9 protein-coding genes are annotated in these 12,623 nt (G+C 59.3%); 2 read left to right on the forward strand and 7 right to left on the reverse strand.

All coding sequences use genetic code 11. From position 1 onward, the window contains the following. Positions 1-25 precede the first annotated feature (25 nt). Entirely contained in the window at positions 26-1,522 is a 1,497-nt protein-coding gene (locus A5483_RS03530) for an MFS transporter (RefSeq protein WP_370804106.1), read from the reverse strand. A gap of 578 nt (positions 1,523-2,100) precedes the next feature. On the opposite strand from A5483_RS03530, the gene A5483_RS03535 reads away from it, so the two are divergent. Continuing rightward, complete coding sequence (locus A5483_RS03535; RefSeq protein ID WP_063811034.1) at positions 2,101-2,952, forward strand: CAMP factor family pore-forming toxin; 852 nt, start codon at positions 2,101-2,103, stop codon at positions 2,950-2,952. 524 nt (positions 2,953-3,476) lie between these two features. Here the strand turns inward: A5483_RS03535 and A5483_RS03540 are convergent. Further along, complete coding sequence (locus A5483_RS03540; protein ID WP_063811035.1) at positions 3,477-4,283, reverse strand: CAMP factor family pore-forming toxin; 807 nt, start codon at positions 4,281-4,283, stop codon at positions 3,477-3,479. A gap of 603 nt (positions 4,284-4,886) precedes the next feature. On the opposite strand from A5483_RS03540, the gene A5483_RS11815 reads away from it, so the two are divergent. Continuing rightward, complete coding sequence (locus A5483_RS11815) at positions 4,887-5,162, forward strand: hypothetical protein (RefSeq protein WP_153023072.1); 276 nt, start codon at positions 4,887-4,889, stop codon at positions 5,160-5,162. A gap of 34 nt (positions 5,163-5,196) precedes the next feature. Here the strand turns inward: A5483_RS11815 and A5483_RS03550 are convergent, their stop codons facing one another. The 5 genes from A5483_RS03550 to sucB form a co-directional block, all read right to left on the reverse strand. Beyond that, positions 5,197-6,189, reverse strand: coding sequence for a lipoyl synthase (locus tag A5483_RS03550; protein WP_063811036.1), 993 nt, complete (start codon positions 6,187-6,189; stop codon positions 5,197-5,199). A gap of 10 nt (positions 6,190-6,199) precedes the next feature. After that, on the reverse strand, positions 6,200-8,443 hold the full coding sequence (locus tag A5483_RS03555) for a heavy metal translocating P-type ATPase (protein WP_063811037.1): 2,244 nt from the start codon (positions 8,441-8,443) through the stop codon (positions 6,200-6,202). Beyond that, entirely contained in the window at positions 8,440-10,383 is a 1,944-nt protein-coding gene (locus tag A5483_RS03560; RefSeq protein ID WP_082863985.1) for a cytochrome c oxidase assembly protein, read from the reverse strand. Before A5483_RS03560 ends, A5483_RS03555 begins: the two co-directional genes overlap by 4 nt. 49 nt (positions 10,384-10,432) lie before the next feature. Then, positions 10,433-11,251 (reverse strand): lipoyl(octanoyl) transferase LipB, encoded by an 819-nt coding sequence (lipB, locus tag A5483_RS03565; protein ID WP_063811038.1) that lies wholly within the window; start codon positions 11,249-11,251, stop codon positions 10,433-10,435. Between the two features lie 165 nt (positions 11,252-11,416). After that, a partial coding sequence (sucB, locus tag A5483_RS03570) for a 2-oxoglutarate dehydrogenase, E2 component, dihydrolipoamide succinyltransferase (RefSeq protein ID WP_063811039.1) occupies positions 11,417-12,623 on the reverse strand: 1,207 nt, incomplete at its 5' end.

Raw genomic sequence — 12,623 nt, forward strand, 5'->3', positions numbered from 1 at the left:
GTGAATATGTGTTTTGGCTGTCAATTCAACGCTCGCTGGACACAAACTCGTGTGAAAGGTCGCCGCTGTTGATGTAGCGGTCATCTCCGTCTTCGAGGCGGACGACCTTTGGGTTGACGAGGGCCTGGAGCTTGCGTGGAAGGTTCAGCCCGACGCCAAGGACGACGATCAGGCCGAAGCCTACGGATAGCACCCCCAGCGCTGATCCCAGGCCGAAACTCTTGGCCAGTGAGGCGCCCACGACTGGTCCGATGGCGCCGCCGAGAGCTCCGACATTGTAGATGAACCCCACTCCTGCGGCTCGCTGCTCAACGGGGAAATAGCTCGATACCCACCGAGGAGCTAACCCTGAAATTCCTTGACCGAATAGCTGATTGAAGAACAGTAAAAGTCCGATGAGCCATGCCGACTTGATTCCAGCAAAGAACAAAGGAAAGACGATGATCTGTGCTATGAGAATACTTGTAAAGTACCACTTTCGCATTCCTATCCAGTCTCCCATGAAACCAGCGACAAAGTAACCGATCATGTTGCCGAATTGTGCGACGGTCAGCATATTTGCGACGGTGGATGCCGCATATCCAGCGCCTGTGAGATACGTAGGTAGGAGTCCGAGGATGGGCCATCCGTACATGAAGGCAGAAAGGATGACGATCATGATTCCGATACCAATCACCCAGCGGCGAGGATCGAATTGTACGATGAGACACACAAAGATGGCGCCACAGGCTGCGGCCACGACGACGACACCCCAGAAAGTGAGAATGTTGAGGGCGAAGATGGCCAGCAGCCCCGCCATTGCCGCGATGACGAGTGGGATGTTCAGGGACATGCGTCTTCCGCTGAACAGCACTTGGAACGCATCGCGCGACTCGGATGACGTTTCGCGTTCGCGTGACTTTGCCGTCTTCCAGTCGCTGGCTTCGGGGAGGCGACGTCGCATGTACAGTGCCACTGCGATGGGCACGACCCCGGTGATGAACAGGGCTCGCCAGCCCCATCCGGCATGCCAACCGTCGACCCATGGAACCAAGTATTTGTCGACCTGAACGGCCAGGATGGCGCCTATCGCATAGCCTGACAGCAGGAACGATGATGCCTTGCCGCGGATTCGCGGATGCCACGATTCGATGACGTATGTTGCTGATGACCCATACTCTCCGGCCATCGCGAAGCCGACGACCATGCGCATCACGAACAGGAACATGAAGTTCGGCGAGAATCCCATGAGGAGCGAGCCGATCGCGAACAGCACGGTTGCGATAATCATGGCTGGCTTGCGTCCGAACCGGTCGCCAACTCCGCCCAGGATTAGTCCGCCCAGCCACCGTGTGATGAAGGCTGCTGACACCAGGGCCGCGCTTTGCGTCAGGGTGAGACCAAAGGCCGCCTTGATCTGTGGCAGTGCCAAGGTGATGAGCACGAAGTCGTAGCCGTCAAGCGTGACACCAATAAGGGCTGCAATGAAGAGCTTCCATTTGGTGGCGTCCAAGTACTGCCACCATGGTCTCTTGTCACCCATCTCCTTGATGGTGACGACGTTGCTGGAATTGGACACAAGTTCCCCGTTCTCCGTTGATCCGAGCAAAACATTAGACGTCCTATGTTTCAGAAGATATCGTAGCGCCCGCTCGTGGCGGGAGGTACATCGCCCGGGATGTGCGCGCCTGGGCGGGGGCTGGTGTCATCTCGTGTCGTGTCGAAGCGGGCGCTTGGCTGCGTCGAGCCTGATTCCAGATGCCTGACGATGGCGGGCTGCCAAGAGGCGGGCGCGGCCTCGGGAGCTAGTACAAGAGTCAGGTCTACTAGGCTGTTCCTGATGTTCAATTAATATGTTTTACCAATGCCGGTTAATTAGTATGCCATATGATGGTAAAGTATCTATTATGTATCATTTTCACGCAATTCTAATCGTGTTAGCGTTTAGTTGGGGTATCTTCGTTATTTTGTGAAGTCGTCCGTCGTTCTCATGGTAATTTCCAGGGGCATGACCTGGGGGCAAAAAATTTTTGTTTCAGGATTGAAATAGCTGACCCTCTACCTGGCATACTGATGACTGCTCGCAGTCGCGAGCAATAGTTCCGAATAGGAGAAGCCCCCATGAAGATCAAGTTCATTGCGGCGCCGTTGGTTGTCGGTGCCATGATGGTTCCGATGGCGTTGTCAGCTCCCGCGGCCCGTGCTGAGACCCCAGTCGTCCCTGCTGCTGCCTTGGGCGCTGTTCAGCCTGGAAAGGCGCTTTCCGCTGCTGACGCGCAGAAGGAACTGAACGCGGTTAATGCGCGTATCGCGGCCCTCAAGGTTGCTCAAGGAGAAGCTAGGGCGTCTTTCGCTCCCAGTGATGTCATTGGCACCATTGGTCGGCTTATCAAGGCAGCTCAACAAATCAAGGGAGCGCTTGAGAGAATTGTGAAGGGTGGGATTGCTTTCCTTAAGTCGATCCCGACTCGTGTTGAGTTGCTGCTGACTATGGTTGACACAATTAACGGTGCCGCCCATATGTTGCAGGATAAGGTTCAGCCGGCGCACTCTCGGGTGTTCCTTGAGCTCGTCCACGCTGGTGCGCTGTTGGTCTCTTTTGATGCCACGAGTGACCAGCTGAAGGACGAAGTGGGGGCTGTGAAGAAGGCTCTTGCTGATGCCGAGCGGATGCCAAATCTTAAGCCGAACGATGTGGCTACCTTCTACACCAAGGCCAAGCTTGTCCGCGTACTTCACGAGATTCGTTTCGATCGCGGTACCTGCGTAGTGCGCTACAAGGACGGCGAAACCATCCGGTTGCTCAATCGCGCAATCCTCAAGGCTGTCGGTGTTCGGCTCGACCCGCTCGTGCGTGTTTCCGACGTTGATAAGGCCATCAAGGATGTCAAGGCGGCATACCGGGAGGCACTTAAGGCTCCTAACAAGCCTGATGCGCCGGCATCCCCGGCTGTCTGTGCTCCCGCTGCCTGATTCCGGTAGACCGTTTCTGATCTGAACGAACAGTGCGCGCCGCCATAGTCATGGTGGCGCGCACTGTGGTGTGTGTGGATGGACCACGTAAAGGCTCGAGTAGTACGCCATGGCGCATGGCATGCGGTTGATATTGCTTCGGGGCGAGGCTGCCGGTATGCAGGGTCGGTTAGTCGGTCGACGGTGAGCGGGTCGTACCCCACTGCTCGCGGGGGTCAGCGGTCCGACGTCGCTCCGGAGGTTGCGAGGTAGCTTCGATGGAGTTTCCGGGCAAGGTGAGTTGGCTTACGACCATCCGATGAGTGGCATATGTACGCTGATGCAGCGGCTTTGCTGGCGAGTTGATGTCTCGCGTTGATCAATTCGATTTCGTCCAAGCGATGCCGGCATTAGACGTGGTCATCGCTGCGAATTTGCCAGCGTGTCCGCGTGAAAACAATCACTTTCCGCAGGGTAGAAAACAGTGCCTTGCCCGTACATAGGCGGACAAGGCACTGAGTGTCGACTAACGAGTACGTTCTAGATCAAGCGGTCTTCTTCTTGACATCAGGGGAGTGAAGTGCCGTCTGGTAGGCCGCAAGGAGTTCGGTGCGTGCAGCCTGGATCTTCCCGACGGTTGCGTTCGGATCCAGCTTGACACCGACGGCCTTGGTGATGGCGCGGTTGAGGGTCTTGTACACCTCGGCGCTCTTGTGGCCAAGGATGTGCTGGTCGCGGTTGACGCGCACCTGCCAGATCGTCTTACCGAAGTTGGCGCGCACGTACACAGTGGCAACGTCATTCGCGGTGAGATCCGGGTACTGCGAGACCTTGGTCAGACGAGCCTTGAGGGCGTCGCACTCGGCGTCGAGCTCCTTAGCGGTGACCCCAGGGTTAATGGTGAGCAGGACGGCCTTGGTGACCTCGAGACCGAGCTCGACGTGGGCGGGGCGCACCTTGTTCTGGAGGGTGGTCACAGCGGTACGGATGGTGTCAACCGTGGTGCTGACCAGCTTGATCCGTGCCTGGAAGGTTGCCGGGTCATAGTGCGGAATCCCGCCATGGGCAATGGTGTCGATGAGGCCACGCAGGTCGAAAGCGGTCTTGAGAAGGTCACGAATCTGGTCAGAGTAGTCGGAGCCAGGGACGGCCTTCTGCATCGACTGGAGGGACGCAATGTGCGCATCCAGAGTCTTCAGTGTGCTGCGGGCCTCGCTGGCCGAGAGGGCATGGGCGCGGGTCGTCGAGACGGCCGCGGTCGGCTCGACAGCATGTGCGCTGGGGGCCGACAGCGCCGCTGGCGTGAGCAGCGCGCCGACAAGGAGAGGAGTCACAAGACAGGTCTTCTTCATGAGGGGTTCTCAGTTCTACTAGTTATCTATGCCTCGATCGAGACGGCTGCAGTATACCGAAAGATATCGGTTATCTGACAATGCGCACGTTCTAGGTAGAGGAACGTGCATCACTTTTGAGTGCGTGGGGGAGTTGTAATCATGCTTAAAGGGTCGTTCATGCCGGGTGTCAGGGGTATGCACACGCGTCGCTGTGAAGGGGCTGCTCGGGGGTGCCCCACGTCAGGGGGCGTGCCTTCAACTCATGGCGGGGTGCATGGAGAGACAACGAGATATGCGGCCGTCTTCGTTTTGGAGGTGGATAAGCCGCATCATTGACATAGTCACTCTGGTGCTGTGGATCTCCACGGATGGTGAGACTTGAACTCCATCGAGGGTTGTAGGGCCAGGGTTCCTCTCTGGTTGTGGGCAAGGTGAGGGGATGATGAGGTCGGGGTTAGGCCCGGATGCGCATGTCTTCCAAAGTGGGTGTGGCGGAGGGGCAGCCGCGTCAGTAAAGTGTCACGAAAATCATTTTCATCTCTAAGTTGGTGTTGGTATTGCAAGGATGATTGACACTCTCGATCGGGTCAATTCACCGGATGAGCCGGCGTCGTGTTATCCGTGGCGATGAAGGCCTGTGGCGGAATCAGTGAGAAAATTACCAGAGAATTCATATTCATTGCCATCACCGTTCATCTTCACTGTGATGGCATCGGGTGTGTCGACGATATCAACGAATTGAGAATGTGTCTCAGTTCCGTTGGTGCCGTGGATATTTTCATGGATGTGGCGGTCCTGGTCGAAAAGAGGACGATCGGGGCTGTTGACAGTGATGCATCGGTGCCCGGCGGGCCAGTGGCTCGACTCGAAGCAGAAGATGGACTTCTCCACGGTTGATAGATACGTGCCCCCAGCCCAAGGGGTATCCCTGTTACTCTTTGGCTGCGAACGGTGCAGGTTTCGCACCATCGTGGTACCCGGTCACGATCGTCACCGGACGCTCGCCGCGAGCTTCCATGGCCTGCCGATAAAGCCGACCGGCCCGATACGAGGATCGCACCAGAGGTCCGCTCATCACACCGACGAACCCGATCTCACGGGCCTCCTCGGCCAATTCCTCGAACTCCTGCGGGGTTACCCAGCGGTCGATGGGGTGCAGATAGGTATTCGGACGCAAGTATTGGGTGATCGTCAGCAGGTCGGTGTTGGCGTCATGGAGCGCCTGCATGGCCTGTGAGATTTCTTCACGGGTCTCGCCCATACCAAGAATGAGATTCGACTTGGTGATCAGACCGGCATCATGGGCTGAGCTCAGGACGGCCAGGGAACGGTCGTAGCGGAATCCGGGCCGAATACGCTTGAAAATCCGGGGGACTGTCTCAAGGTTGTGGCCGAAGACCTCCGGACGTGCCTCGAAGACGACGTCAAGCAGGTCCTGTTTGCCGGAAAAGTCTTGGGCTAGCATCTCGACGCCGACGCCGGGATTTACTTGGTGGATTTGACGGATTGTCTCGGCACACAGCCAGGCGCCCTCGTCCTCGAGATCATCTCGGCACACCGAAGTGACGGTGGCGTAACGCAATCCCATGTGCTTGACGGACTCTGCGACACGACGCGGCTCGTCCTTGTCGTAACCCTCCGGTTTGGCCGACTCGATCTGGCAGAAGTCACAACGGCGGGTGCAATGGTCGCCGCCGATGAGGAAAGTGGCCTCGCGGTCCTCCCAGCACTCGAAGATGTTGGGGCAACCGGCCTCTTGGCACACGGTGTGGAGATCTCCATCGACCATCCGGCGTCGCATGTCGCGGTACTCCGGACCCATCGTGGCCCGAGTCTTGATCCAGCGGGGTTTGTCCTCGATGGGCGTCTGGGAATTCTTGACCTCGACTCGGAGGAGCTTCCTGCCGTCTGCTTCGACACTCACGCGGGCCAGTTTAACTGCGTGTACCGAAGTTGCGAAGTCTCAGCGAATGGGTGACGACGACGAGGCTCGAAAGGCTCATGGCAAGCCCGGATATCAGCGGGTTCAGTAGACCGGCGGTCGCGATCGGGATCGCTGCAATGTTGTAGATGAAAGCCCATGCGAGGTTGCCGCGGATGGTCCTCAGAGTCCGTCTCGACAACCCAATGGCGTCAGGGACGACCCCGAGGTGGTGGCGCACACAGATGATGTCGGCGCTGCGCATCGCGATATCAGTGCCGGTGACCAGCGCCATGCCAAGGTCGGAGCTTGCGAGGGCTGCGGCGTCGTTGATGCCATCGCCTACCATGGCTACCACGTGGCCTTCAGAGCGAAGTTTCTCGACGACCCCGGCCTTGTCGGTGGGAAGAACCTCGGCCAGCACCTCGTCGGTGCCAAGCTGCGCTCCCACGGATGCTGCGGCGGCTTGTGAATCACCAGTGAGTAGGACAGTTCGTAGCCCCATATCCTTGAGCTGGGCGATGACTTCCGACGCCTCAGGTTTGACGGTGTCGGCGACGACAAAGGCAGCTGCGGCCTGGCCGTCGATCGCCACCCCGAAGGCGGAACGCCCTGTCCGGGCTGCTTGCGTAACGGCGTGCCTCAGCTCGGCGGGAATCTCGATACCTGCCCCCGCGAGGAAAGCGGGGTTGCCAACCATGACATGGTGTCCCTCGACTTCGCCACTAATGCCTCGTCCGGCAACGGTGCGCGGACTGGGACACGTTGGGATGCTGCCTGTGGCAGCAGCTACCACAGCCTTGGCTACTGGATGAGTGGAGTGTTGGTCTAGGGCGGCCGCGTAGCGGTGGGCGCGATCGACGTCTTGCTTGTTGGCAGGAAGCCTCGCGATGAGAGTCATTTCCCCACTGGTGACAGTACCGGTTTTATCGAGGATCACAGTGTCGATGCGACCGGACGCCTCCAGAGCTTCTGGTCCTTTAATCAGGATACCCAGCTGACCGCCGCGTCCGACTCCAACCATGAGGGCAGTTGGTGTCGCTAAACCGAGGGCGCACGGGCAAGCTATTACGAGCACTGAGAGGGACGCCGAGAGGGCATGTCGGGTCCCAGCGCCGGCGATCCACCAGCCGAAGAAGGTCAAGACGACGATGCCAAGAACTGCTGGCACAAAGATCTCGACGACCTTGTCCACCAGACGCTGGACGTTGGCTTTGCGAGCTTGGGCTTCCTCAGCCAGCACCGCCATCTGGGCGAGCTGGCTATGGTCACCGACTCCGGTAGCTCTGGTCACGACCCGCCCGGTCAAGTTCATGGTTCCGCCGAGCACCGTCGATCCTACGGTTACGTCGGTGGGCATTGGCTCGCCGGTCATCATCGACGCATCGATACTGGAAGATCCCTCGACGACTTCGCCATCGGCTGCCAGAGCCTCCCCGGCCAAGGTGACGAAGAGGTCACCGTTGTGTAGCTGCTCAACGGGAACGACGGTCTCGACTCCATCGCGCAGCACCCGGGCATTCCTGACCGCCAGCTGCCCTAAGGCGGTCAGCGCAGACCGCGCCGACCTCTTGGCGCGGGCTTCAAAATAGCGGCCAGCGAGCAGAAAGCAGGTCACCCCGGCAGCGACGTCAAGGTAAAGGGTGTCAGCCCCGGCCGGGGTGATGCCATAGCCCAGCCAATACCCCTCTCGGTCCTGGGCACCGATGAGGATGGAGATGAACGACCACCCGAAGGAAGACAAGACACCTAGTGAAACCAAGGTATCCATGGACGTTATGCCGTGGCGCAAATTCGTCCACGTCGCTTTGTGGAATGGCCACGCCGACCAGAAAACTACTGGCAGGGAGAGGGCGACGAGTAGCCAGTCCCATGCTGGGAAACGTAGTTGCGGTTCCAGAGCTAAGACCAGGCCGATGTCCATCAGGGGCAAGGTCAGGAGTACGGCCACGATGAGGCGGCGTCGCAGCATAGTGATGCGGCGCTGCGCCTCAGCTGCTAGATCGATGTCGGAGAGCAGGGCTGCGGTATAGCCGACATCCTTGACGGCGGCGATCGCATCTGCGACGTCCATACCGGTTACTGTTGCCCGTTCGGAAGCGAAATTGACGCTAGCGTGTACCCCGTCAATACGGGACAGTGTCTTCTCGATCATTGTGGCGCATGCTGCGCAGGTCATCCCGCCGATCTGCAATTGCACCGGAGGATGCAGGACGGGTTGCTCCTCATCTGGGGGATCTACCGTGGTCGTGCTCATAACTTGTTCCCCGGATCGTGCGGCTTGATCTCCTGGCCAGCCATTCGGGCGAGCATGTCATTATAGGCGGTTAGGGACTCATTAAGGCTGGCATCTTCAGAAGCGTCAACCCGCCGTTGGTCACGGCGGTCCGAGATGAACCACTGCACGCACAGCGCGATGAGGACCAGCGCCATCGGGATCTCGCCGGTGGCCCAGGTGATCTGGCCACCGAGATTCTGATCATCATGCAGATTGACAATCCACGGAATAGACAATGCCTCGTAAAAATTCTTGCCGATGATCTGATGGGCATTCATCGTGATAACGGCGAAGAATGAATGGAAAGGCATCGCGGTAATGACGAATCCCAGTCGGCCAATGTGGGGCAGCGATGCTGGCAGATCATCCAAGCCAATGACATATTCAAAGAGCATGAAGCCAGCCATGAGGAAGTGCAGCAGCATCCACTGGTGTCCCCAATGGTAACGCATGAGGTAGTCAAATATTGGGGTGAAATAGACGACGTAGAAGCTGGCAATAAAGACGATCCAAGCAGCAAAGGGGCCGAATAGGATCTTCGTGGGACGCCATTCCAGCGCCGCCATGAGGCAGTCGTGGGGTCCGTTGAATCCATCGTTGATCTGGTCTGCGGTGCGCAATACCTGTCTCAAGAGGGTTACTGGAGCTCCGAGCACCAGTAAGGCCGGAACCAGCATGTTGAAGGTCATGTGAACCAGCATGTGCCAGCTGAACTGCATCGAGGAGTATTCCCACAGCCCGGTGCTGGCTAGGAATATCACCACGACCCAAGCCCCGATCCAAGAGCCGCTACGTGCTCCAGACCAGGTTTCCCCACGGCGTTTGAGGGCCCTAACGGCAACGTAATAGCCGAAGATTCCAAGGATCGAGAGGGTCCAGAAACCGAGGTTGGGACGGCCAGGAGCTAGCAGAATGGCGGCAGTGAGGGCCGGCGGTAGCTCATAGCCGAGGTAATTGACTGCCGGGGTTTGACCAATGACATAGCGCGGCGGCACGAGCTGATTTGCTGCGCCCGTCACGCTCAGCACGACGGCTACCACCGTTACCCCAAGCCAGCTCAGTACCCTGGTACGTGGCAGCCAGGCAGTGATGACCCAGATTGCTATGGCGACGAGCACGACAATGCGGGCCACGCCCCATCGATCAGAGACCCAGGAATGCCCAGCCTGACCTTGCCAGGTGACGACGATGCCTCCTGCGAGGGCTATGACGGCACCAGTACGCTGCATCCAGATAAGGCGGGCGGTGAAGGCAGGGCGGGCGCCGTCGAGGGCCTCGATCAGAACACAAGCGGCGGCAATGGTCATGCCTACGGCGGCCATAGCCCCGGAGTCGGTGGCGAAATCGTGGTTGAGGCCCACCGAAATCCCCCCGGTAACGGGAACGGGGAGTGCGGCGAGAACCGTCACAAAGCTCGCCATGACGAGGCCGCCAAGATGAGTGCTCAGCAGAGCGAGCAGGCCGACCAGTAGCCCCAACACTGCGACGACGAGCCAAGCCGCGACAGAGGGGGTCGAGGAGATGTAGGTCGGGAGATCAACAACGGCCTGCTCGAAGGTCAAGCCAGCGGAATCAGCGGATTCCAGAGGGACTATGAGTAGGGCCAGTACGGCCCACATCTGTGCGGCTAGCCATGCTCGGCGTCCGCGAGTGTGTGTGGAATCGACAACATCGCGGCGCGGCGAACACAGAGTAGCGCGAATGAGCTCTGCCAACGTCCACACCAGAGCTGCCCAGAACAGGGTTCCAACAACGGCATGCAGAACGCTGGTGAGAGCATCCGGATTCTCCCTGCCTAGTAAGCGAGGTTCCAGAGGACGGAGTCGTCCAATTATCGCGGCGACGATGGCCATGATGACACCCGTGGCCGCTAACAGCGGTCCAGTGGTGCGGGTGTGGCTGAGATACGTCACGGGCATCTCCTTTGGGGCGGGGTGAAGGGAACTGTAGTTCAGGGGACGGACAAGATCACGACATGGGGTGCAGGAACGCCGGGTGCTCCCGACGTGGAATATCTGGGCTCATCTCATACGGCTGAAACGACATCATCTCAGTGAGGATGGGCTCGAGGTTGTTGGCTACTTCGAGCATTGAGGGAATCTCGGCGTCGGGTCCGTGCAGACGCCGCAGTTCCCGCGCCATGCTGGTGACGTCGGCGTCGGAGATGCCACACGGAATGATGTTGTCGAAGCCGGCAGTGTCGGGGTCGATGTTGAGGGCGAAACCGTGCATCGCCGTCTGGCGTGAGACGCGAATGCCGATGGCGCATACTTTTCGCTCTGGTCCCACCCCGTCGGAGGGGAACCAGACTCCGGTTCGTCCGGGGACACGCCCGGCACGCAAGCCATATTGGGCAACGAGCTGGATAATGGCTTCTTCCACTCGGCGCACATAATCGACGACGCCGATACCGCGCTGCAAGAAGACAATCGGGTAGCCGACTAGCTGACCAGGACCATGCCAGGTGATTTCACCGCCACGATCCACCGGAACGACCGGGGTACCGTCGAAAGGATAAGCCTCTTTACGGGTGCGTCGTCCGGCCGTGTAGACGGGATCATGTTCGACGTAGATAACCGTGTTAGGGCGCTGGTGGGTGGACACCTCAGCGTGTACCTCGCGCTGATGGGCCCAGCACTCGTTGTATTCAGTGCGGGTGGGAGGGGTATTTGCGATCCCCAGGTATTCGAACTGTAGTCCGACGGGATGATCAACCCAGCCGTGGGGTTTCACCCCGTCAACTATCTGCGGGGTGTGGGGCTGGGGTGTGGGAGGATCCTGCTGCATCACATCTTGCGATCATAGTGTCGACCTTGCAATAGGCGTGGTGTACTCGTCGTGTCTGAGCGATGTCCGCAATGGACGGGTGTAGAGGGCGAGGCGGTGGGATCGGTCCCACCGCCTCGGGTTTGCCCAGATTTTCGGGCCCGCGTTCTTCGTGGCCGTTGAGGGTCAGAACTCCCCGGCGAAGTCACCCTCCTCCAGACGGGCCTTGATGCCCGATAGGAAGCGAGCCGCCACGGCGCCGTCGATGAGACGGTGATCGTAGGACAGCGAGAGGTACATCATGTCGCGGATGGCGATGGTGTCCTCCCCGAACTCGTTGGTGACAACGACCGGGCGCTTCACCAGGGCACCGGTGCCGAGGATGGCAACTTCGGGCTGGTTGACGATCGGGGTGTCGAAGAGGGCACCAGCCGAGCCGTAATTGGTGATAGTGAATGTGCCACCGGACAGCTCGTCGGGGGTTACCTTGTTGTCGCGGGTGCGAGCGGCGAGGTCGCCAATCTGGTGGGCCAGCCCAGCGATATTGAGATCACCGGCGTTCTTAATGACCGGAACTAGCAGCCCGCGCGGGGTATCAACGGCGATGCCGATGTTCTCAGAAGGCCCGTAGGTGATCGTCCCGGCCTCGGTGTCGATACTCGCATTGAAAGTCGGATTGGCCTTGAGGGCCTCAACGACGGCCTTGGTAATGAAAGGCAGGTAGGACAGGCCAACTCCCTCGCGAGCCTTGAAGGCAGCCTTCTCAGCCTTGCGAATGCGGGAGATGGCGGTCATGTCCACCTCAACGGTGGCGGTCAACTGAGCAGAAACTTGTAGGGACTCAACCATCCGCGAGGCGATGACCTTGCGTAGGCGGCTCATCTTCTCGGTGGTGCCGCGCATAGCGGCGGCCTCCGGAGAGACTTCCTGAGAGGCCTTACGGGCCGAACCAGCTGGTTTCGGAGCAGTCGGTGCTGGCGCAGCGGCGGGAGCCTCTTCAGGTTTACCGGCTGCAGCTAGCACGTCCTGCTTACGAATACGGCCACCGACACCGGTTCCGGTAATCGTCGACAGATCGACGTTATTTTCCCGAGCGAGTTTGCGGACTAGCGGGGTGACATAGACGTCCGACGACGGATTGGTGGCGCGTGGGGCGACTTCGTTGGTGCCAGCGGGCTTGGGAACCTCGGTGGGCTTTGGCGTCGCTGGCGCCGGAGCCTCCTCGGCTGCGCTCTTCACCGGCTCAGGTTCGGCTTTCTCTGCGGGCTCAGCCGACGGCTTGGCAGGCTCCGGAGCTGACTCGGCGGCAGCGGGGTCGCCGATGATGGCCAGGACGGCGCCGACTTCGGCGTCTTCGTCTTCGGGGACTTTGATCTCAAGGAGGGTGCCGGAG

The organism is Cutibacterium namnetense (assembly GCF_001642025.1).
Classification (GTDB): Bacteria; Actinomycetota; Actinomycetes; order Propionibacteriales; family Propionibacteriaceae; genus Cutibacterium; species Cutibacterium namnetense.